This window comes from Desulfobacula sp., from assembly GCF_030145145.1.
GTDB lineage: Bacteria > Desulfobacterota > Desulfobacteria > Desulfobacterales > Desulfobacteraceae > Desulfobacula.
Map to the genome: position 1 here is coordinate 1 of NZ_JAQYWD010000036.1, position 22052 is coordinate 22052.

General features: G+C 45.1%; 19 protein-coding genes and 1 tRNA gene. 8 read left to right on the top strand and 12 right to left on the bottom strand.

The features are described 5' to 3' along the window. The 4 genes from Q1Q15_RS18890 to Q1Q15_RS18905 all read right to left on the bottom strand — a co-directional run. Positions 1-1246: hypothetical protein (locus Q1Q15_RS18890; protein WP_300463504.1), on the bottom strand; the 1246-nt coding region annotated here is incomplete at its 3' end. A gap of 1 nt (position 1247) precedes the next feature. Further along, a complete protein-coding gene (locus tag Q1Q15_RS18895; RefSeq protein ID WP_300463507.1) occupies positions 1248-1478 on the bottom strand; it encodes a hypothetical protein in 231 nt (76 codons plus the stop codon). A 9-nt stretch (positions 1479-1487) separates the two neighbouring features. After that, positions 1488-2582, bottom strand: a complete 1095-nt coding sequence (locus Q1Q15_RS18900; protein WP_300463510.1) for a hypothetical protein — start codon at positions 2580-2582, stop codon at positions 1488-1490. Positions 2583-2861: 279 nt separating this feature from the next. Further along, positions 2862-3032, bottom strand: coding sequence for a hypothetical protein (locus Q1Q15_RS18905; protein WP_300463513.1), 171 nt, complete (start codon positions 3030-3032; stop codon positions 2862-2864). 313 nt (positions 3033-3345) lie between these two features. Here Q1Q15_RS18905 and Q1Q15_RS18910 point away from each other — a divergent pair, with 313 nt between their 5' ends. Then, positions 3346-3693, top strand: a complete 348-nt coding sequence (locus Q1Q15_RS18910; RefSeq protein ID WP_300463515.1) for a Rha family transcriptional regulator — start codon at positions 3346-3348, stop codon at positions 3691-3693. A gap of 398 nt (positions 3694-4091) precedes the next feature. Here the strand turns inward: Q1Q15_RS18910 and Q1Q15_RS18915 are convergent, their stop codons facing one another. From Q1Q15_RS18915 to Q1Q15_RS18935, 5 genes are all read right to left on the bottom strand, one after another. After that, positions 4092-5579, bottom strand: a complete 1488-nt coding sequence (locus tag Q1Q15_RS18915; protein WP_300463518.1) for a site-specific integrase — start codon at positions 5577-5579, stop codon at positions 4092-4094. A gap of 317 nt (positions 5580-5896) precedes the next feature. Continuing rightward, a tRNA-Met gene (locus tag Q1Q15_RS18920) sits at positions 5897-5973 on the bottom strand. A gap of 69 nt (positions 5974-6042) precedes the next feature. After that, positions 6043-7005, bottom strand: a complete 963-nt coding sequence (gene rfaE1 / locus Q1Q15_RS18925; RefSeq protein WP_300463520.1) for a D-glycero-beta-D-manno-heptose-7-phosphate kinase — start codon at positions 7003-7005, stop codon at positions 6043-6045. Continuing rightward, a complete protein-coding gene (gene thrH, locus Q1Q15_RS18930; protein WP_300463522.1) occupies positions 7002-7607 on the bottom strand; it encodes a bifunctional phosphoserine phosphatase/homoserine phosphotransferase ThrH in 606 nt (201 codons plus the stop codon). Before thrH ends, rfaE1 begins: the two co-directional genes overlap by 4 nt. Before the next feature lie 8 nt (positions 7608-7615). Further along, the gene (locus Q1Q15_RS18935) at positions 7616-8929 is read right to left on the bottom strand and encodes a homoserine dehydrogenase (protein ID WP_300463523.1); all 1314 of its coding nucleotides are present in this window, start codon (positions 8927-8929) and stop codon (positions 7616-7618) included. Between the two features lie 159 nt (positions 8930-9088). Between Q1Q15_RS18935 and purM the strand changes: the two genes are divergently transcribed. Beyond that, entirely contained in the window at positions 9089-10132 is a 1044-nt protein-coding gene (gene purM, locus Q1Q15_RS18940) for a phosphoribosylformylglycinamidine cyclo-ligase (protein ID WP_300463525.1), read from the top strand. A 14-nt stretch (positions 10133-10146) separates the two neighbouring features. Further along, the gene (gene tsaD, locus Q1Q15_RS18945) at positions 10147-11148 is read left to right on the top strand and encodes a tRNA (adenosine(37)-N6)-threonylcarbamoyltransferase complex transferase subunit TsaD (RefSeq protein ID WP_300463528.1); all 1002 of its coding nucleotides are present in this window, start codon (positions 10147-10149) and stop codon (positions 11146-11148) included. Here the strand turns inward: tsaD and nagZ are convergent. After that, entirely contained in the window at positions 11145-12149 is a 1005-nt protein-coding gene (gene nagZ, locus Q1Q15_RS18950) for a beta-N-acetylhexosaminidase (protein WP_300463531.1), read from the bottom strand. The genes tsaD and nagZ overlap by 4 nt on opposite strands. A gap of 93 nt (positions 12150-12242) precedes the next feature. On the opposite strand from nagZ, the gene Q1Q15_RS18955 reads away from it, so the two are divergent. Then, on the top strand, positions 12243-13118 hold the full coding sequence (locus Q1Q15_RS18955; protein ID WP_300463534.1) for a DMT family transporter: 876 nt from the start codon (positions 12243-12245) through the stop codon (positions 13116-13118). Here Q1Q15_RS18955 and Q1Q15_RS18960 read toward each other — a convergent pair. Together Q1Q15_RS18960 and Q1Q15_RS18965 are read right to left on the bottom strand one after the other, a co-directional pair. Next, a complete protein-coding gene (locus Q1Q15_RS18960; protein ID WP_300463537.1) occupies positions 13115-13486 on the bottom strand; it encodes a hypothetical protein in 372 nt (123 codons plus the stop codon). The genes Q1Q15_RS18955 and Q1Q15_RS18960 overlap by 4 nt on opposite strands. Then, positions 13483-14925, bottom strand: a complete 1443-nt coding sequence (locus Q1Q15_RS18965; protein WP_300463539.1) for a DNA integrity scanning protein DisA nucleotide-binding domain protein — start codon at positions 14923-14925, stop codon at positions 13483-13485. Before Q1Q15_RS18965 ends, Q1Q15_RS18960 begins: the two co-directional genes overlap by 4 nt. Positions 14926-15069: 144 nt before the next feature. On the opposite strand from Q1Q15_RS18965, the gene Q1Q15_RS18970 reads away from it, so the two are divergent. From Q1Q15_RS18970 to Q1Q15_RS18985, 4 genes are all read left to right on the top strand, one after another. Continuing rightward, the gene (locus Q1Q15_RS18970; protein WP_300463542.1) at positions 15070-15729 is read left to right on the top strand and encodes a TIGR04211 family SH3 domain-containing protein; all 660 of its coding nucleotides are present in this window, start codon (positions 15070-15072) and stop codon (positions 15727-15729) included. Positions 15730-15784: 55 nt separating this feature from the next. Further along, positions 15785-17470, top strand: coding sequence for a long-chain fatty acid--CoA ligase (locus tag Q1Q15_RS18975; protein ID WP_300463545.1), 1686 nt, complete (start codon positions 15785-15787; stop codon positions 17468-17470). A gap of 19 nt (positions 17471-17489) precedes the next feature. Continuing rightward, positions 17490-20141, top strand: a complete 2652-nt coding sequence (gene acnA / locus Q1Q15_RS18980; RefSeq protein ID WP_300463548.1) for an aconitate hydratase AcnA — start codon at positions 17490-17492, stop codon at positions 20139-20141. Positions 20142-20317: 176 nt separating this feature from the next. Continuing rightward, the gene (locus Q1Q15_RS18985) at positions 20318-22051 is read left to right on the top strand and encodes an NAD-dependent malic enzyme (protein ID WP_300463550.1); all 1734 of its coding nucleotides are present in this window, start codon (positions 20318-20320) and stop codon (positions 22049-22051) included. The last annotated feature ends 1 nt before the right edge of the window (position 22052 follow it).

Genomic DNA, 22052 nt, shown 5'->3' on the forward strand with positions numbered 1-22052 from the left:
GCTCCACTAAGCGGTGGTAAAGGCCGGATACTTCATAATTTTCCAGGGTCACGGCGTTTAGATTGTAGCGTTCATGGTCTTTCAGAATTTGTTTTACAATCAGTTTTTCCGTATTGACCTTAAAATTGACTTGATTCAAAGTTACAAACTGCGACTCTTTGCCTGGATTTTGAATTTTTAGAACAACCGTCCATATACTGGCATCGGATTTTGAAGTCTGAATCAAATTCTTTGCCCTGTCCAAACCAGCACCCACAAAATATTCACGGCCCTGAGTCAATTCCTTAACCTGTTCGGGTGTTACAGGTAACGGGTAATCCTTCTGAATGCCGGTGATAATGTTATGGGAAAACAGATTGTTAATACTTTGGGTTCTGATGCCCAAAATATCCCGCTTGAACTCGTCGGGCAGTAAGGTTTTTTCAAGGGCCTTTGCTTTTTTCCTATCAATCCATTTGGGTGCCCGTTTATTGTAATCGTCCCAATCTTTATAAAACAGGTGATTGCAGACCATATCCGGGTCAATCTCACAGGCCTCTTGCAGGTTATGGACATGACCGCCGAAACCATCGGTGTTGGAATCCACCAAAATAAGTGTGTCCTGGCTATCCAAAAGGCTGGCCTGCCATGCATTGAATACTGATGTATCAGGGCAGGCATGGAAATCGGATACCCATAACAGGTTGCACCTGTCGCCAAAGCTGGCGGCCATATTTAAGCCCCGCATTGATTGGATAACGCTTGTAATTCTCTTTTTATGAATCCGGCGAATTTCAACTTTTGATATCTCAAGAGTCTTCTTCTCGGCCACAAGCGCCCATAATTTAGGACTACGTTCAATCGTTTTCACAAGCCGGTTAAACTGGGTGCGGCGGCTGTGACTCTCTTCGTTTCCAAGTAACTGAATAGTGAAATTGTCTCTTGTGGTCAAAAGCCATAGAACAACCAGCATGAACAAGGTGCTTTTCCCATGACGGCGTGGTTCGATATTCAAAACCAAATTGTAAATAAATCCACGGCCCTTTGCAGCAAGACATTTGTCTATTAAAAGTTGCTGGTGGGCTGTGGGCTTGAAGACTTCATATTTGTTTTTTAAATTTAAAACCCTGGGTTCAAAATATTTCAGCCATGCCATAAAACCTGCCGGGCTGTTTTCTTCGGCTTGCAAAAGCAATTTGGAGCGCAAAATACCGCTTTTATCCCTGACTAAGCCAGGTGACACTTTTCCTTTTGTGGGAAGGGCCATTTTATTCGGTTGTTTCCTCTGATGGAATCACCTTTTCAATGTTCCGCAGGCAGGCAGGACAAAACCACTCTCCATCGGCTGCAAGCCTTTGACACCCAAAATCGGCCATTTTACATGGAGTTTCACCGGGGGAATGGTTTAGCTGTGTAATTATAATCTGCTTTTTAATTTTATCGGATTTAAGTTTCTTCTCAGTGGTTTTAATAATTATTTCAATCGCTTGTTGTTTCATATTTTTTCCTTATGCTGCCTTTTTTCTGTCTTCATAAAATTTCAACCAAATGGCGGCCATGTAAGTGCCCAATTTACGCAAACAGTCGGGGCAGAACTCTTGCCCTTCTGCTGCAAACCCATGGCATTTATGGTGGGTATGCAATGCACACCGTTTAGGGGCTGCTTTTGTCCTTGCAAGCTCCCTGGCCAAATCAAGCAGCCGGTAGGCATCGACTTTACCGATAAACGCATTTACTCCGTTTCCCTGATTCATAATGCTTAGTTTTCGACCGGTGGAAATGGTGCGCTTCCCGTTGCTGTGATTTTTGACCTGGGCTGCTATATAATTTTTTAATAGCCGTCTAAATATTTTGCCTTCGGTTGGGTTCAATTCTTGTTTGGGCACTACTTCTACGGGCGGGATACCGATTTTAAACCATGCTCTACCAATTGAGAAACCGGCGTGGTATTCTTTTCTACGGCCCTTTTCTATGTAATAGCCGTCCAGGGCCAAAAGTGCCCGGTTATCGTGGGGTTTACAAAAGTAGGGTATCCATGCCTTTGTATTGGTCTGAATAGGCCGGGAATCATAGCTTTTGGCGGCTGCTTTATCCAAATAACTATAATATCCCGGCTTTTCCAGTTCTTGGTTCCCCAACCAGAAATCTTTAAACTCTTTATCGTATTTTTCAAATTCTTTGGTGGCTACAATGTGCATATGCGGCAAGGTCTGGCCTATGAAATATCCTGATTTTCGACATTCATACTCGACCTTGACAAATCCTGAAATATTTCTTTCCTCAAGCCATGCCATTACCTTCTTTCTAATGGTATCAAAACGCTTAATCCTGGCCTTAGCCCCTTTATGACCGAAAAAGAATGCGTCATGTGGATTCAGGCTTATAAAATGCGCCATAAACGGTGCTGATTTTGTCAGAACCACTTTGAAATTACATTGTGACGATTTTGAAAAGCAATCAACGATCCCTCTTTTGTGTTCAGATTGTATTTTCATTTTACCATCCATCTGTTTTTTTGATGCGGTAAGTTCATCCGGCGGGCTAATGGAAGTCATACCCGCTGTGAAGATTTGCACCGTCTCATTATTCTGTTCTGGTTTCATTTTGGGGAACCTCTTTCATGTGTTAAATTTCTTTTATTTTTTCAACATCCCTATATAAACGGGGTTATTAGGCAATTTTTCCAGGTGGTCAAATCTCAAGCCCTTTAATGACGGGCTTCTATGGAAATGGTTTTTTTTAAAGTGCCTAATAAAAATTTTAGATTCCCTCCAAAATATCTTTGTATAAAAAAACAACTAATTAACTTTTACTTAAAAACATCAATGGCCCTGGATTTTACTTTCCAGGGCCATTGATAAATTAAAATATGGTGCTTTGTGTTACATGACTGTCACCGGGTTGTCATCATTTCTAATAAGAAGGCAATGCCCGTCGCCCATAAGCACCGCTGTATCACCGTTTGGGCGGACATAGGTGTCAGGGTTTGAGGTTGATTCAAAGTCTTCTTTTAAGGACACAATTTCATCTGATACGATCTGAATACGTTTCATACTTTTCTCCTTTTTGGATAAATAAAATTTGATCTTAACCATGTTAGAAAAGTAATCTATTCGAAATACTATGTAAAGCACTATTTTTTATAAGCTACTGAAATAAATAATAAAAAGTTTAAAAAAATGTTGACACATTCTAAAATTATACGTAAACTTTTACTATATTTTGTCAAAGTGTCAACACTTTATTCGACTTTTTAGTAAAAGTGGTTAGACACCTTAAAATTAAGGTGTCTAACTATCTGGATAAACAGGGAAAAATAAATCCATGCCGATACCGTCCATTGAATTGCCGGAAGGCCTTGTTACCTTGGACGAAGACGGCAGGCTCACTACCACCAGTTTGAAGGTTGCCGAGGTGTATGGGAAACGGCATGATGATGTATTAAAAAAGATTAAAAACCTTAATTGCAATGCTAAATTTCACCTCCCTAATTTTAGGGGCGTTGAATATATTGATAAAAAATGGGAACTTAGGCCAAGTTATGAAATCACAAAAGACGGCTTCACCTTTCTGGTTTCAAGGTTCTCCGGAAAGAAGGCCGGTTTATTTATGGAACAATTCATTGCAGTTTTTAACGCCATGGAAAAAGCCCTGATGCAGGCCCCGGCAGTGAGGAATTTAGAGCCGTTAATTTTAACTGCTCTAACCACTTGAATAAACAGGGGAAATAAAAACAGGGAATATCAGGTTATGAAAAATGGATAGCGTCTTTGATCTCCAAAGGGAAAAAGAAAGCCAGCACATGGGGAATCACAGTAAAGTGTGCCCCTGGTCGCTCCGCTCCCAGGTTGATATAGAAAAGGGGCTTATTAGGGAGTAGGCGTTCTTTGATCTCCAAGGGAACATGTGTCTATAGAAGGGGCTTATATCCTGCTGTAAATAATAGAGGGGTTCGCCTGCGCTCACCTTTCAGTATAAGGGGGGGTATAATGGGCTGAAAGGCTTTGTTGATAGGGTTCTGCTTGTTTTTAGTTCGGGGTGGATTGTGTATGAATAGGTCATTACCAAGGTCATTCCCGGCCCTGAATGGATGTATCAGGGCCGGGAATGGTCTATAACGAAAAAACAACCTGATCAATAATCTCTTTGAGTCTGGCCACATCATAACCTTTCCCATAACGGCCAAAGGTTATTGATGTGGTAGCATGACCCACAAGCTGACTCACATGGCTTTCCTCAAGCCCTATGTGTTTAGCCCCGGTAATAAAGGTATGTCGAAAAGAATGATACGAAACATTATGGGCTGCTGTCTTTATCCCCAACTTTTCAAGATATGGGCTGAACCATCGGCTGATGTAATGCCCGCATTTACCCTTCATTGGTTTTAAATGCGGGAACAAGCGTTTGTGGCCCTCAACCTTTATCTTATCATGATATTCAAGGAAACCGGATTTCATTATAGAATTATGTATGGGAATAAGCCGCCTTGAAGATTTGTTCTTGAGTTCTTTATTATCCAAATCATTAACGTCAAAAACCCACACACCGCGTTCCTGCCTGATATCGCTGACATGAAGTTGTGATATTTCCTCAAGCCTGGCCCCCGTATAAAGCCCTATCATGGGTATCCACCATCTGTGGATCTGGCCGGGATTGTCATTGTAAGGGCTTAAATTAGCAAAAAGCTGTTTTAAATCCGATTCGGTAAAGGAGTCTTTCAGTTCGTCTGCTCTTTTTTCAATTTTTATCCGCATTTTCCGGGTGTAATCCTGGGGCATGTATTCCCGGACAACACACCAATTATAAAAAGCTGAAAGGCTTGTCATAATATTATTGATCGTCTTTCCAGAAATTAACTTTTCCTTGGGAATTTCCATTTCCAATAATTCCATAATGGATTTATCACGATAAGCTATTGCTTTTTTCCGGTTGGTAGGAATTTTCTTTAAATCATCAAAAAAGGCCCTGGTGGTTTCATGGGTCATGTCAACCAAAGGGCAATCCCCCACCATTTCTGTAAATTGGATCAAATGGGCTTTATATTCCTTTAGGGTTGAAGCCTTCCAATTGCCATCTGAAACATTTTCAGAAATATATTGTTCAACCACTTCCGAAATAAGCCGTGTTTCTTTTTTTTCTTCAATAACCGGGCCTTGTGGCTGTTCAGGATATGCTGAAAGAATAGAAAGCTCTGTGGGGCTGTTATAAAGGCCTTGTGAACGTTCCTGCTCGATTCTATTCATGGCCTGCTTTACCTTTATAAGTTCACGGCCTGCAAACTGATATATCGGATCATCTTTTTTTATATCAGGCATACCTGATGCCTTCAAAAAAGACTGTATCGCCTCATCCTGGGGGATGGTTTCAGCTCCCGTTAAATGATCCTGATAGGTCAGGGCTGTAATTTCTAAGCCTTCTTTTTCAGGGATTACAGCACCAGGGGGATATATGTGTAATATTTGTCCATCCGGGCTTTGCAGTTTCTCTGGTCTTCCGGGCACCACATAATCACGGGTACTGCGGTCGTCTTCATTCAAGTCAAGCTTTGCCCTTAGATATGCACCCAAAGCCGCTTTGATCTCTTTTTTTGTGGCTGCCATGTGTGCGGCCTCCTTTTTAATAAAATATTGCGTTTCATTGGCAAGCATGGATGCCAAGGCTCTGGCCCTGAATAAGTTCCCTGTCCGTAAACCTAAAATAAGTTCACCGGATAGATAATTACAGTATTTTTTTGGGAAACGAAACCTGAAATGGTATTTTGTGCCTACACGCTTGAGATAGGATGGTGACTTTGGAATCATAAAACCCCCATTTTCTGATTTTTGTGGACAAGCGTTGTGGACAAGTTGTCCACAAAATCAAAAAACGGGGGTCTAAAAATACAAAAAGCCTTGCGTGGCAAGGCTTTGAATATTTTTGGTAGCGGGGGAAGGATTTGAACCAACGACCTTCGGGTTATGAGCCCGACGAGCTACCAGACTGCTCCACCCCGCATCAACAAAAGGCAATATATAGAATAGTTTTATTGCTGTCAAGTTTTTAATTTTTTAATGGGGATATTTTTTAATTTGCCAGGGCTTGTTTTAATTCATCAACGGATGCCGTTGCCGTTCCGACCTTTCCGACAACGATTCCGGCTGCGGAATTGGCAACCCGTGCACTGGTTTTAAAGGTGGCACCGATGGCAAGCCCCAGTCCCAGAAGCGAGATGACGGTATCCCCGGCACCGGAAACATCAAATACCTGTCGGGCTTTGGACTCAATGGTATAGGGGACCTTTCCTTTCTCAAACAGGACCATACCGTCTTTGCCGCAGGTGATGAGCAGTCTTTCCAACCGAACCTGATCCATGATTTTCCAACCGGCAGCAACAAGATCCCGGTCCGATTGAATATCCATATGTGCGGCAAGACCGGCCTCTTTTTTATTGGGGGTAAGGATGGAGACCTGCTCATATTTGGAAAAATCAAGCGATTTGGGGTCGGCCAGGGTCATGACCTTATATGGCTTTGCCAGCTGAACCGTCTGTTGGACCAGTTCTCTGGTGACCAACCCTTTATTATAATCTGAAATAATAATCAGGTTCACCCCTGAAATTTTGCTCTCAATAATGTTTAAAAGCTTTTTAAGGGTGGTACCATTGATATCCCTCTTTATTTCCTTGTCAATTCGCAGGACCTGCTGATTGGATGCAATTATCCGTGTTTTCCGGGTGGTGGGCCGTTCCGGCTCGCTGATGATGCCATCGGTTTCAATCCCCAGTTCTTCCAGCTTCTCAAATATCATCTGGCCGGCCCTGCCCGTTCCCGCCGTGCCAATGGCCTGAACCTCTGCTCCCATGGAGACAAGATTATTGATAACATTTCCCGCCCCCCCTAACGCATGGGTTTCTCTTTGTACGCACACCACCGGGACCGGTGCTTCCGGAGAAATCCGGTCCACACTGCCCCACAGGTACTCATCAATCATCAGGTCACCGATGACAAGGACTTTTACCGTTTTAAAATCGTCAATATTGATGATCATGAAGTTAACAATGTGCCGATCATGGTTTTAAGTTCCGAATAGGTTCTTGTCACCGGAATTTCAGGAAAATCTGTGATCACCGAATCCGGCGGGCGAAAAAAGAATCCCTGGTCTGCTTCGGTGATCATCCCGATATCATTATAGGAATCTCCAAAAGCAATCACATGATAATTCAATCCTTTTAAGGCCTTTACCGCCTCTTTTTTCTGGTGGTCGATGCGGATATTGTAATCCGTGATATTGCCTTGTTTATCAATGGTCAGGTTGTGGCACAAGAGCGTGGGAAAATTCAACTTTGCCATTAACGGCTTGGCAAACTCTTCAAAGGTGTCCGATAAAATGATAATCTGGGACTGCTCCCTGATCCAGTTTAACGTTTCCAGTGCACCGTCCAGGGGGTCCAGGGTGGCAATGACGTCCCTGATATCCTGGATTTTTAAGTTGTTTTCTTTTAATAAGGATAGCCGTTTGGTCATCAGCACATCATAATCACTGATATCCCGGGTGGTCAGTTTAAGCTCCTCTATCCCGGTTTTTTTTGCAACATTAATCCATATTTCCGGTAAAAACACCCCTTCCAAATCTGCCACTAAAATTTTCATACGCTATGCTACTCCTGGTCCGTTTCTTCGATTCTAATCACAACAGGATCCCCCACAACTGAATCGGCTGTTGAGATTTCTTTCAGCGCCGCCTGCACTAATGCTTCCTTTGCAATATGGGTGATCATGACAATCGGCACTTTACCATTGGTGTTTCGGCCTTTTTGGTGGACCGATTTAATACTGATATTGTTTTTTCCCAGGATGCCGGATATTTTAGACAGCACCCCCGGATGATCCTGGGCTTCAAACCGAAGATAATATCGGGTATGGAGCTCTTCCATGGGAAGAATGGGTATCGATTTGATGTTATCTTCAGGATATCCCAGAATCGGGACCCGCCTTTTGATGCCTGAAATAATGTTGCGTGCAATATCTGCGATATCACTTAAAACCGCACTGGCCGTGGGCATCATGCCGGCACCATGACCGTACAACATGGTTTGTCCCGTGGCATCAGCCTCAATGGCTATGGCATTCATGGATTGATCAACGTGGGACAGGGGATTTGAATCAGATATCATGGTGGGGTGCACCCTTGCTTCCACATGGTTTCCATGAATTTTTCCAATGGCCAGAAGTTTGATGGTGTACCCGAATTCCTTTGCAAATGCAATATCCATTGGTGTGATATTGCGGATGCCTTCCACATGAATGTCATTTAAATTAATTTCCATGCCGTGGGCAAGAGAATTTAAAATGGCAAGTTTATGGGCGGTATCAAATCCATCAATGTCCAATGACGGTTCAGCCTCGGCAAACCCCAGGTCCTGGGCATCCTTTAACGCGTCTTCAAAAGAAGAACCATCCTTGGAAATTTTCGTCAGGATATAATTGCAGGTCCCGTTTAAAATGGCGGACATGACATTGATATCATTGGCCACGAGGGATTCCCGCAACGATTTGATAATGGGCATACACCCGCCGCAACTGGCCTCAAAGGCCAGGTCAACCTGATTCTCCCTGGCGGTCTTGACAAGATCATTTCCAAACCTGGCTAAAAGGGCTTTGTTGGCGGTGATCACGTGCTTTTTATTTTCCAGGGCGTTTAAAATAAAGGTTTTGGCAATGGTGTCGCCCCCAATGGTTTCCACAATAATATCAATGGCAGGGTCATGGATAATCTCATTTGCATCGGAAACCAGGGCTGTTGTGCCAAGGTCAACCCCTCGGTCGGTGGTGATATCAATATCAGCAATGGTCTTAAGGTTTAAAACAGCTCCGGTTCGTGATTCCAGCAATTGTTTTTTCTGTTTTAAAAGCTTTGCCACACCAGCGCCAACAACACCATATCCTAAAATTCCAATATTGATTGTTTTCATTCGCTTTAGATTCTCCGATATTCACTTAAAGTTTAAAATGAGTGTAAATACAATATTCGATAGACGATGTCAAAAAGCTTTTGACTTTTCAGGCGATTCTGGTTATTATTGCAGGGTTTTAGAAGGCTTAATCAATGAAATTGAGGAAGGTGACCATAAATGAGCAACCCCTTGACGTATGCAGATTCAGGTGTTGATATAGACAAAGCAAACAAGCTGGTTGATCGGATTAAAGACATTGCAAAATCCACTCCCCGAACCGGTGTGATGGGTGAGATAGGGGGATTTGGAGGCCTTTACTCCTTGAATCTTTCCAATGTTGCCAATCCGGTTCTGGTCAGTTCAACCGACGGGGTTGGCACCAAGCTTAAAATCGCTTTCATGATGGACAAACATGACACCATTGGGATTGATCTTGTGGCCATGTGTGTTAACGATATCATTGTTCAAGGTGCCAAGCCATTGTTTTTCCTTGATTACCTGGCCATGGGGACATTAAACAATGAGGTGGCGGAAAAAATTCTATTGGGCATTGCACAAGGATGCAATCAAGCCGGATGCGCCCTCATCGGCGGTGAAACCGCTGAAATGCCGGGACTGTATCAGAATGGGGAATATGATCTGTCCGGATTTGCCGTGGGGCTTGTGGACAATGATAAAATCATAGATGGATCCTACATCAGGAACAATCATAAACTCATTGGGCTTGCATCAAACGGTGTTCACTCCAATGGATTTTCCCTTGTCAGAAAGATATTTTTTGACAAATGCAAGTATGATATTCACACGAGGCTTGATGACCTTGGCACGACCCTTGGCGAAGAACTCTTAAAGCCAACCATCATTTATGTTCCCACCATTATCAGCCTGTTAAGAGACCTGCCCGTTCATGGCCTGGTCCATATCACCGGTGGCGGCATTGATGAAAATATCACCCGGGTGATCCCTGAAACCTGTAAAGCCATTATCCATAAAGATGCTTGGGATGTCCCGCCGGTTTTCAAAATCCTTCAACGAGAGGGGTCTGTATCGGATAAAGAGATGCAACGGACATTTAACAATGGCATCGGCATGGTGATTGCCGTACCTGAGACATCTGCCCAGGATGTCATGGACAGACTCGTGGTAATGAACGAAAACGCATATGTTATCGGTGAAATAGAAACCCGGGAAAACGATGAACCCCAGGTCCAATGGGTCTGATCCTTTAAGGTGTCATGATAGTCCTCGGGATTGAATCCTCCTGTGATGAAACGGCTGCTTCAATTGTTCAGGACGGCACCATTATTTTATCTTCAGTTGTCGCCTCCCAGATCGAGGTGCACCACAAATATGGTGGGGTTGTACCGGAACTTGCATCCCGCATGCACATTGAAGCCATTACACCGGTGGTGGATGAGGCCATACATAAGGCCGGCATCACCCTTGAGGATATAGACGGCGTAGCTGCAACACGGGGACCCGGACTCATCGGCGCACTTCTGGTGGGATTTTGTTTTGCCAAATCCTTTGCCTGGGCAAGAAAACTTCCGTTTGCCGGCGTCAATCACCTGGAAGCCCATATCTATTCTTTATTTCTCATGGACAAAAAACCGGATTTCCCGTTTATCGCCCTGGTGGTCTCCGGCGGACACACCAATATTTACCATGTCACCTCCCATGATAACTTTGAACTATTGGGACAAACAAGGGATGATGCGGCCGGAGAAGCCTTTGACAAAGTATCGAAAATGCTGGGGTTGGGCTATCCCGGCGGTCCGATCATTGAAGCCCTTGCCAAAACCAAATCCCCGGAAGCCATTTCCTTTCCCCGGACAATGCTGGACAAAGGCAGCTTTGACTTCAGTTTCAGCGGTCTTAAATCCTCCGTGGCACGGTATATACACGATCATTCCATCACCACGGACGATGAAAAGGCACAGGTCGCCGCCTCATTTCAACAAGCGGTCATTGATGTGCTGTCACAAAAACTCATCAATGCTGCCCTGCATAAAAAATGTCGGCGCATTGGGGTTACCGGGGGGGTCTCTGCCAACCAGACCTTTGTGAATAAATTGTCCGGTAAAGCAAAAGACAACCGCATCAGCATCTTTGCCCCGCCTGTGGCGCTGTGCGGAGACAATGCCGCCATGATCGCAGCAAGGGGCTATACCATGATTCAGCAAGGGGCATTGTGTGCCCTTGACCATGATGTATTTTCAAGAACACGAATAGATTAAGCCCATTTTCCCAGAAATTTTTTCTTGTATCGCAATATTCTCTCCACAGATATTTTGCCCATCAAAAAAAGGGATTCATCTTCAGTGAGCAGCCGTATGATTTCATGATACGCCACATCAATATCAGGGCCCTTGTGGCAGATCAGGGCCATATCAATCCCTGAGGTCAAAATCTGTCGGATGCAGGTGGTCATATCATGGACAATGGCTTTCATGTCCAGGTCGTCGGTCATCACCAGCCCGTCGTATCCCATCTGGTTGCGCAGCAAATCACGGGCAATCAACGGAGACAGGCTTGCCGGCCACTGATGGTCAAGCAAGGGGTATAGGATATGCGACATCATAATCCCTGAAACCCCTTCATTTATGGCATCCCTGAAAGGGACCAGGTCAGACCGTTTCAGGGTCTCAAGATCAATGTCCAGCACCGGCAGGTGATAATGGGAATCCTTTACCGTCCTGCCGATACCCGGGAAATGCTTGGCCACTGCCATAATATTCTTGCCCTGCAGGGTATGGATCACTTGCCTGCCCAGCAGGGACACGCGGTTGGCAGTCCCCTTGAAAGCCCGGTCGGTCATGATGCTGCTCCCCCCTTCCGGCGCAACATCCAGAACCGGGGCAAAATTCATATTGATCCCGACCTGGTTCAGTTCCTGTGCTGTGATGGCGGCAAAATTTTCAGCATCCCGGACAGATTCGATAAACGGATTGCCCTTGAAAACCGTGAACGGTTCTGTCAGTCTTGCCACTGTCCCGCCTTCCTGGTCTGTGGCGATAAACAGCGGCGGCAAGCCGCAGGACCCGGCATAATCCTGGCAGTCGTTACAAAGGGACGTCACCTGTTGCGGAGACACAATATTTCGTTTAAACAAAATGATCCCGCCGGCTTTGATATCCCCGATCACATGTTTTAACTCCTGATTCAATTCAATCCCATTAAATCCCAGCATCAATCTCTGTCCGGCCATTTCTTTTTGATCTGTCCCGTCGGTATTCATTTTATTTTCTTGACGAACCCTTGTTTTTAATATTAGAACATGCTTTTTTTTAATACCGCAACCACTGCGGAACAACCTAGTTTTTTGGATACCATGAAATCAGACACGTTTAAATCAGATTTTATTTTATTGTTTGTGGCAACCATTTGGGGACTGGCCTTTGTGGCCCAAAGAATCGGGATGGCGCATATCGGTCCGTTTACCTTTAATGGTATCCGGTTTGTTTTAGGATGCCTCTCTTTACTGCCCATTGTTTTTTTACCCCGCAACAGGGTATCCGGCAAAAACACTGACGGCCTGATCAAGTCAGGGATCATTTCAGGACTTTTTCTATTTGGCGGTATCTCCTTCCAGCAGGTGGGCCTGGTGTATACAACCGCCGGCAAAGCAGGATTTATCACCGGGCTTTACGTGGTCTTTGTCCCCTTTTTAAGCCTGTTTATCAAAAACGAAAAAACCACTGCGGCCAGCTGGATCGGAGCCGTTCTGGCCAGTATCGGCATGTATCTTTTAAGTGTCACCCAAAATATGACCATGGGTCTTGGAGATCTTTTGGTCCTGTTTTCAGCTGTTTGCTTCGCCTTTCACCTGATCATTATCGGCAGGCTGTCCAATCGGTTTAACGTGGCACACCTCTCACTGGTTCAATGCATGGTGTGTGCTTTTTTAAGCCTTTTGACAGCCGGTATTTTTGAAACGTTTGTGATCTCAGATATTTTACGGGTGTCCATCCCGCTCCTGTATGGCGGTGTTTTGTCTGTGGGCGTGGCATATTCCCTCCAGATTTACGGACAAAAAAACAGCCCGGCATCCCATGCAGCCATTATCTTAAGTCTTGAATCGGTTGTGGCTGCCATTGGCGGCTGGTTCATTTTAAATGAAATCCTGTCCGGGCGTGCCATTATGGGATGCGCACTGATGATGGCGGGTATGCTGATATCACAATTGTATTCAAAAAGAATCACCTAAACGATCTTTTTAACCTTTTCCAATGCATCCCGGAGCAGAAGGGTCACTTTTTCAGACAATTGTCCTGCCTGTTCAATATCTGCGGCAACCGCTTCCAATCCCGCTTCTTTTGCCCGCCCGGCCCAGGTAAAAAACGTATCCTTATGGCTTTCATTGTGATCAATCCAATGCGCAAACAAGGTCTCCAGTTTTTGCTCAAAGGTCAATTCATGGACGGGACCATGGTCATGGCTGTGGGAATGACCCGGGCCGTGATCATGGGAATGCCCGTGGTCGTGACCGTGGTCGTGGTCGTGACCGTGACCGTGGTCTTTATCATGGTCGTGGGAATGCGTGTGGTCGTGGTTGTGATCGTGGTCATGTGTCATAATATTACTCCATTCAAATATTTTTCCAGCCTCACCGGTTCCGGTGTAAATTGATACACCGGCCGCCAATGACTGAAAGCATTTATTTCAATTCCATTATAAATAATGGATACCGGCCTGTCTGCCGAAACAACCACAATAATGATATGGTTGTGCGCAGCAGAAAATCTTAACGCAGAATTATACCTTGCCCCTCTTGCCATGTTTTCCCAGCTGATGGTTTTTCCATCCAGCAAACATCCGAATCCATGAATACGCAGATTTGATGTAATATGAACAGCACCATCGATCTTTAAAAGAGACCTGGCAAGTTTAAAATTCTTGGGTTCCAGAAGGCTGAGGGAGGGCTCCAGTACATGACCGGATAACGGCACCGGTGTTTCATTAAGGTCGATCACCAGGGTGCATCCATACCGCCCGCTCCCGGCACTGTGAACCAGTTGTGAAACAATTTGAAACAGGTGCATGGGACTTTCCATATCAATATTTGAATCCAGCAGAAGTTCCTCAAGTTCCACCATTTTTGCTTCCCGGGTGGTGGAATGAAAGCTGCCGTCAAAAAAAGACGCAATTTTTTCATTTCCCAGTTTCAAAAACCCATGATCCCCCCTGAAATCAGCGGTTATGGCATAGGCAGGGATATCACTGTCTGCAATTCCGATAATGGTACACCCATCTGATACCAGTTTTCTGTCTGAATTTTCAACTGCCACCAGAAGTTTCCGGATATGCTTTACATTGCTGATAACAGGACGTTCGTGCTTTTGTATCCGGGTAATAAAAGAGACGTCATTAATTCTTTGCGGATCTGTAAAAAAAAGCGTCCCCCTGGCCCACGCGCCCTCTTCCCGGGTTTTGGAAATATTGAGAATATCGTTTAAAATGGGCGGAATCTGAATTTTACTGTCAAATTCAAGATGTTTATCTCTTTCATCCACAATATAATCGGCAATCGCCTGCAGGGAATAATTTTTCAGAACATAATCAGAGGAGTTCATGGCTGCTATTCCGGACTTATAATCATTGGCCAGTAAGCATGCCGCCTGCTCCAGCCACCTTTCCGTGGGATGGATCGAACACATGTCCGGATGATGATCTGTCAACCACATCTGATAAAAGAATTCATTGGCGCATCCACCATAAGAGATCAATCCCGACAATGCCAGATTCTCTTCGGGCAGTATATATCCCTGGGGCTGACCCGAAATTTTTTTTTTGATTGCCTGACGACACTCATCCCAGTTATCATAATAAATTTCTTTTAGTCTTGTTTCATGACCTCTCAAAATATTATGGGGATCCAGAACAGAGATTGGGTCCTCTTCTCGTGCAGCATAAATTAATGCCACCTTGCTGGGATTTGAAAACTTGGAAAGTCCCTCTTCAACTCCTTTGAGGATATTGGTGATACACAGTTTATAATAAAAGGCCTGATTCATTTATTTTTGGCTCTGTTTTTCAATTTTTTATACCATAGGGTTGATTGATACTCCGGTTATGCCACTCTTTGCAAGAGTTTTTTATTGTAAAATGGGGCAGGGATTGCTATTGAAACAAGAAAAACCAATGGAGGCACAAAAAATATGAAAAAATTACTTTTTCATTTGATGATAGGGGCCATGATCCTTTGTTTGTTTCCCCCCCCCTCTCCTGCTGAAACCGGATATGTTTCGGATATGCTGCTGTTAAGTTTCCGACAGGGCCCCGGCAACACCCAGGCGGTGATAAAAACATTAAAAAGCAATACCCCGGTGACGATTCTGGAGGAAAAAAACGGATTTTACAAGGTAGAACTTCAATCCGGGGAAATCGGCTGGATCGATAAAAAGTTTGTTGTTTTTGAACCGCCAAAGACCCTTATTATAGATCAATTACAGCAAAAAAACAAAGCACTTGAAAATAAAATTTCACAATTGGAATCCACCCATCAGACGTTGAAAGAGACCATCAAATCCCTTGAAGCTGATTTAAAAAAAAGCGCTGACAAACCGGGAAGCCCTCCCCTCCGGATGGACCCACCCAAAAATGTTCAGGAATTGATGAAAAAAAACACCCACCTTCAGAAGGAAAACAGCCGACTGTCTGCCCACCTTGCGCAACTGGAGGAAAGCCATAAAGATCAGTTTAAAAGAGACATGATCAAATGGTTCCTTGCCGGAGTGGGTGTGCTGCTCCTGGGATGGATTATCGGGCAGAATATCTCGTCAAAAAAACGTCAATCCGGATCTTCGCTGCTGGATTAATCCCCCCGCAAAATGAAAGATCGCTTTTAAACCATAGAATAGAGAGGAAATGAAAGTGTCCGACCGAAATGACTACGCACAGAAGATATGGCTCAACGCATATGAACAAGGGGTAACCCATTCCGTGGACTTCCAGGAGGTGCTGATGCCTCAATATCTGGAAGAATCCACCCAGACCTTCCCGGATCACCCGGCCTTGATTTTCCAGGGGTTTACCCTTTCATTCAAAGAACTCAATGAGATGGTGGCAAAATTTGCTGCTGCTTTAAAGGGATTCGGGGTGGAAAAAGGCGATAGTGTGGCCATACTGCTGCCCAATGTTATTCCCTGTGTTGTGGCCTATTATGCCACCCTTAAAATCGGTGGTATTGTGGTGTTGAATAATCCCTTATATTCTGACAGGGAGTTGGAACACCAGTTTACTGATTCCAATGCCACGTTTTTGATTACACTGGATCTTCTGGCCAACCGGATGGTTAAACTTCGGGGAAAAACAGCGATTAAAACCATTGTTTATACCTCAATCGGCGATTATCTGCCCTTTGCCAAACGGCTTTTGTTCCCGTTGGTGGCCAAAAGGAAAGGCCTGGCAGCAGAGGTATCACCGGCACCGGATCTATATAAATTCAAAGAACTCATCGCCAAAACCCCGCCGGATTATACCCAGGCAGACGTGGACATGGATGATGTGGCCATGTACCAGTATACCGGCGGTACAACAGGGGTGTCAAAGGGGGTCATACTGACCCATAGAAACATCAGCTACCAGATCCAGCAGTGTGAAGTCTGGTTTACAACCTTTAAAAGAGGTGCTGAAGTCATGCTGGGAGCCTTGCCGATCTTTCATGTGTTCGGCATGTCAATTTCAATGAACCTGGCCATTAAAATGGGATGGGCCAACGTCCTGGTCCCCAAACCCCAGCCGGAGCCATTGCTGGAAGCCATCAGTAAATTCAAGGTGACCTTCGCCCCAATGGTTCCCACCATGTATATCGGTATCCTGGACCACCCTGATCTGGACCATACAGACCTGACCAGTATCAAAGGCTGTTTTTCCGGCAGTGCCCCCCTGCCCCTGGATGTGATCAACAATTTCCAGGAAAAAACCGGTTCAATCATCGTTGAAGGATTTGGTCTGACAGAATCCACACCGGTCACCCATGTCAATCCCTTTAACGGGGTGAGGAAACCCGGCAGTATTGGTGTTCCAATTCCGAATACCGACTGTAAAATTGTGGACCTGGAAGATAACACCCGGGAAATGCCCATTGGCGAATCCGGTGAACTTCTCATCCGGGGTCCCCAAGTCATGAAAGGATATCTCAAAAACCCCGGGGAAACGAAAAAAACCCTGACCCCGGATGGATTTCTCTGCACCGGGGATGTGGCCAAAATGGATGAGGACGGGTATTTTTATATTGTGGACCGCATTAAAGATATGATTATCTCCGGGGGGTATAATGTTTATCCAAGGGATATCGAAGAAGTGTTGTTTGAACACCCCAAAATCCTTGAGGCCTGTTGTGTGGGTATCCCCCATAAAAAACGCGGAGAAGCGGCAAAAGCCTTTATTGTGCTCAAAGAAGATCAGGAAATGACAGCGCATGAGGTCATTGAATACTGCAATACAAAACTGGCCAAATACAAATTACCGGTTGAGGTTGAGTTCCGCCATGAGCTGCCCAAATCCAATGTGGGTAAAATTTTAAAAAAAGACTTAAGAACACAAGAAAAAAATTAAACCACCAAGGAGCAGACAAATGACCGATCCCAGTTTAAAGCAAACCCTTATGATGAACCAACAGGCGTTTATCGTTTACAATATCAATGTACTCGAAGAAATGGGCCTGGCAAAAATCAACACCCTTCCGTTTGCAGCCAGGGTCTTGATTGAAAACCTGGCTCGAAATATGGATGCAAACATTATTCAATGGTCAGACATTGTCGCGGCGGCAAACTTTTATGGCACCTGTGCGCAAACCTCTGAACTGATACCCTTTTATCCGGCAAGAGTCCTGATGCAGGATTTCACAGGGGTTCCGGCTGTGGTTGATTTTGCCGCCATGCGGAATGCGGTCCATGAAGCCGGCGATGATCCCAGGAAAATAAATCCCCTGGTCCCTGTTGATCTGGTCATTGACCACTCCATCCAGGTGGATCATTTTAAAGAAAAAAATGCGTTCTTCCTAAATGCCCAGAAAGAATATGAACGGAATAAAGAACGATATCAGCTGCTAAAATGGGCCCAGAAAAGCTTTGACAATTTCAGGGTTGTCCCGCCGGAGTCCGGAATTTGTCACCAGATCAACCTTGAATACCTGGCCACGGTTGTTTCAACCAAACAGACCCCGGAGGGTCTCCAGGCCTTTCCGGACACCCTTGTGGGCACCGATTCCCACACCACCATGATCAATGCATTGGGCGTGCTGGGGTGGGGCGTCGGTGGGATTGAGGCGGAAGCCGTCATGCTGGGCCAACCCTATTATATGAACCTTCCCCAAATTATCGGGGTCAATTTCATTGGTAAACCCAAACAACAAATCACTTCAACTGATATTGCCCTGTATGTGACCCATATCCTTCGTGAAGAAAATGTGGTGGAAAAAATTGTTGAATATACCGGCCCAGGGTTAAGGTATCTGACACTGACGGACCGGGCCACCATTTCCAACATGTCACCGGAATATGGGGCCACCGCCGGTTTCTTTCCGGTTGATGAGCATACCTTAAATTACCTGAGAAAAACAAACCGGTCGGACACAGCCGCCCGGGTTGAAACCTATTGCAAGGCCTGCGGATTATTTAACACCCACGACCATGAGATTCAATTTTCCAAACGAATCGACGTGGATCTTTCTTTGATTGAAACCTCAGTTGCAGGCCCCTCAAGACCCCAGGACAGGATCTCCCTTTCCGGGGTAAAAGAAAGGGCCACAAAGATATTTGACCTTGGGAATCGAAAAGCCCTTCAAATCAATCCTGAAAATAAGCCCCAGGCCCTCACCAACGGCAGTGTCGTCATCGCGGCCATTACCTCCTGCACCAACACTTCCAATCCCTATACCATGATCGGTGCCGGCCTTGCTGCTAAAAAAGCCGTTGAAAAAGGCCTGTCCATACCCTGGTATGTAAAACCGTCTCTGTCCCCGGGTTCCAGGGTGGTCCTGGATTACCTGAAAGGCTCCGGGTTAATGGACTATTTCCAGGCGCTTGGGTTTAACAATACCGGTTTTGGGTGTATGACCTGTATCGGGAACAGCGGCCCCCTTGATCCGTTTATTGAAGAATCCATTAAAACCAATGAGATGGATGTCATGTCGGTTCTTTCGGGGAATCGGAATTTTGAGGCAAGAATACACCAGGATGTCACGGGCAATTTTTTAATGTCACCTATCCTTGTTGTCATCTATGCCATAGCCGGAAGAATTGATATCGATTTTAAAACAGAGCCCCTGGGGATTTCAAAAGAGGGAACGCCGGTTTTTATGGCGGATATCTGGCCGGAAGCCGATGAAATCAATCATTTTGTCGAAACCTATGTCCACGAAAAGTTCTTCAAAGACCAGTATGCCCATATTTTTAAAGGGGACAAACTCTGGCAGGAACTTGAAGTTGAGGAAAGCACCACGTTCAAGTTTGATGAAGCGTCCCGTTACATTCGCAATCCCCCCTTTTTCCAGGACTTTTCCCTGGATCTGACGGATCTTGAGGATATCAAAGACGCCAGAGCCCTGCTTGTTTTAGGCGATTCCGTGACCACGGATCATATCTCTCCGGCCGGTGCCATTCCTGTGGATTACCCGGCAGGAAAGTATCTGATTGAAAACGGGGTAAAACCCTGGGACTTCAACTCCTACGGATCTCGCCGGGGAAACCATGACGTCATGATGAGAGGGACCTTTGCCAATATCCGGATAAAAAACCGATTGGTCTCTGATACGGGTGGGCTCACGGTTAAATTTCCGGAAAATGAGCAGTGTTACGTGTTTGATGCCTCCCAAAAATACCGGGATGAACACACCGATCTGGTGGTTTTCAGCGGCGCAGAATACGGCACCGGATCTTCAAGGGACTGGGCCGCTAAAGGGACCCGCCTTTTAGGGATAAAAGCAGTCATTGCCACCTCCTTTGAGCGAATCCACCGATCCAACCTTGTGGGCATGGGGGTTCTGCCACTGATCTTCAAAGAAGGGGAATCCTTTGAATCATTGGGGCTTAAAGGGGATGAAATCTTTGACATCAGACAGGTAAATCAAATTAAACCCAATGGTCTTTTAACGGTTAGCGCGCTAAAAGATGGCAAACAGATAAGGTTTGACGTCATTGCTAAACTCAACACAGATATCGAGATCGACTATATTAAAAATGGCGGGATCCTTCACTATGTTTTGCGGCAAATGATTAAAAACTAACACTTCAATGTTCTTTTGCATGGCAGGAAACCGTCATGCAAAAGAATGAATATTTTTCAATTGATGAAACGCCTTCAGTTTTATTTTACCTTTCTGCCTTTATTTATGATATAATTTACACTGCTGTTTTTTCACAGCTTTTTTATTAAATTGTAATTAAGGAATTTTTTTTAGTCATGGAAATCAATCATTACGAGTTTAGTTATGGCGAATTTGGAGAAACAACCGGGGCACGCATTAACCTGAGGGGGTTTGATGTCCTTCGCTACAATTATATCTGCAAAGGTACGGCTTTTACCATTGATGAAAGACGTAAACTTAAACTCAGCGGTTTTCTGCCCCCAAGGATAAAAACCCTTGAAGATCAAGTCAAATCAAGCCTGGATATCGTTGAAAAAAAACCCAGTGATATCGAAAAATTTATTTATATCCGAAGCCTGTATGACAGGAATGTCGTCCTTGCCCATGCCGTCATTGCAAGTGATGTTACAAAATTTTTGCCCATTATTTATACCCCGACAGTGGGCCTTGCCTGTCAACAGTATTCTTCAATGTTCCGGAGGGCGAATGGTATCCACTTTTATCCGGGGAATATTGATTATGCAGAACATATTTTGCGGAACTATACGGACCAGGAAATCGGAATCGCAGTTGTCACAGACAACCAGGGAATTCTCGGTATTGGCGACCAGGGAGCCGGCGGTATCCCCATCTGTCTTGGAAAATTGATGCTCTACACCCAGGGTGCCGGCATCGCCCCCTGGCATTGTCTTCCCATCTCCCTTGATGTGGGAACAGATAATGAAGGATTGTTAAACGATCCGAACTATCTGGGATGGCAGCACAAACGTCTCAGCGGGGAAGCATATGACACGTTTATTGAAAAATTTGTAAAGGCGTTTAAAAAGGTTTTTCCCCGGGCGTTATGTCAATGGGAGGATTTTTCAAAACAAAAGGCCTTTACGGTCCGGGACACCTATCTTAAAGAACTGATTTCCTTTAATGATGACATCCAGGGAACCGGTTCAGTGGCCCTGGCCGGAATCCTTGCCGCCATGCGAGTAAAAAAAGAAAAAATGACGGATCAGGTGTACCTGGTCAATGGTGCCGGGGCCGGGGGTGTCGGTATTGCTGAACAGATCCAGACGGAACTCATGGAACAGGGCATGGATAAAAACGATGCCATCGCCAGAATTTTCACCATGGACTCAAAAGGCGTTGTCACCTCTGACAGAACGCTTGAGCCCTATAAAATGAAATTTGCAAAGGATCCGGCAACCCTTGCCTGGCTAACATCACCAGCGGACAATACCATTCTGAACACGGTTAAAAATGAACGAATAACCGTCTTGATCGGCACCTCAGGGCAGGCCGGGCTGTTTACACGAGACATCGTTGACGCCGTCGGTAATAATACGGAAAGACCGGTTATTCTGCCATTGAGCAATCCGACAACTAAAGCAGAAGCCCTGCCAAAAGACGTCTATGAATGGACGGATGGTAAAGCCCTTGTGGCAACAGGATCTCCTTTTGATCCGGTCCATCACAACGGCCAGGCATATCGAATCGGACAGATGAACAATGCATTTATTTTCCCGGGCGTCGGACTGGGTATTGTGGCCTCGGGTGCCACAGAAGTCCTTCCGGTATTCTTTTCTGCCGCCGCCCATGCGCTTGCCGAATTTATCAGCGAAGAAGATTTTAAAAACGGTATCCTGTTTCCCCCCCTGGATCAATTAAGAGAGGTCTCCCTGGAAGTTGCAAAAAGAGTCGGTGCAGAAGCCATTAAGGCAAATGTTGCTCAAAAAGATTGTGCTTTCTCAAAATTCAAGCACCAGAATGATCCGGAACGATTGAACACGATTGTAGATAAGATACGCTGGAGTCCCAAATATTTTGACCAGGTTTAAT

Excerpts from the sequence above, each read along its gene's own strand:
- Q1Q15_RS18895 (WP_300463507.1), bottom strand. The coding sequence starts at position 1,478 with ATGAAACAACAAGCGATTGAAATAATTATTAAAACCACTGAGAAGAAA.
- Q1Q15_RS18900 (WP_300463510.1), bottom strand. The coding sequence starts at position 2,582 with ATGAAACCAGAACAGAATAATGAGACGGTGCAAATCTTCACAGCGGGT.
- Q1Q15_RS18905 (WP_300463513.1), bottom strand. The coding sequence starts at position 3,032 with ATGAAACGTATTCAGATCGTATCAGATGAAATTGTGTCCTTAAAAGAA.
- Q1Q15_RS18915 (WP_300463518.1), bottom strand. The coding sequence starts at position 5,579 with ATGGCAGCCACAAAAAAAGAGATCAAAGCGGCTTTGGGTGCATATCTA.
- rfaE1 (WP_300463520.1), bottom strand. The coding sequence starts at position 7,005 with ATGATCATCAATATTGACGATTTTAAAACGGTAAAAGTCCTTGTCATC.
- thrH (WP_300463522.1), bottom strand. The coding sequence starts at position 7,607 with ATGAAAATTTTAGTGGCAGATTTGGAAGGGGTGTTTTTACCGGAAATA.
- Q1Q15_RS18935 (WP_300463523.1), bottom strand. The coding sequence starts at position 8,929 with ATGAAAACAATCAATATTGGAATTTTAGGATATGGTGTTGTTGGCGCT.
- purM (WP_300463525.1), top strand. The coding sequence starts at position 9,089 with ATGAGCAACCCCTTGACGTATGCAGATTCAGGTGTTGATATAGACAAA.
- tsaD (WP_300463528.1), top strand. The coding sequence starts at position 10,147 with ATGATAGTCCTCGGGATTGAATCCTCCTGTGATGAAACGGCTGCTTCA.
- nagZ (WP_300463531.1), bottom strand. The coding sequence starts at position 12,149 with ATGAATACCGACGGGACAGATCAAAAAGAAATGGCCGGACAGAGATTG.
- Q1Q15_RS18955 (WP_300463534.1), top strand. The coding sequence starts at position 12,243 with ATGAAATCAGACACGTTTAAATCAGATTTTATTTTATTGTTTGTGGCA.
- Q1Q15_RS18960 (WP_300463537.1), bottom strand. The coding sequence starts at position 13,486 with ATGACACATGACCACGATCACAACCACGACCACACGCATTCCCACGAC.
- Q1Q15_RS18965 (WP_300463539.1), bottom strand. The coding sequence starts at position 14,925 with ATGAATCAGGCCTTTTATTATAAACTGTGTATCACCAATATCCTCAAA.
- Q1Q15_RS18970 (WP_300463542.1), top strand. The coding sequence starts at position 15,070 with ATGAAAAAATTACTTTTTCATTTGATGATAGGGGCCATGATCCTTTGT.
- acnA (WP_300463548.1), top strand. The coding sequence starts at position 17,490 with ATGACCGATCCCAGTTTAAAGCAAACCCTTATGATGAACCAACAGGCG.
- Q1Q15_RS18985 (WP_300463550.1), top strand. The coding sequence starts at position 20,318 with ATGGAAATCAATCATTACGAGTTTAGTTATGGCGAATTTGGAGAAACA.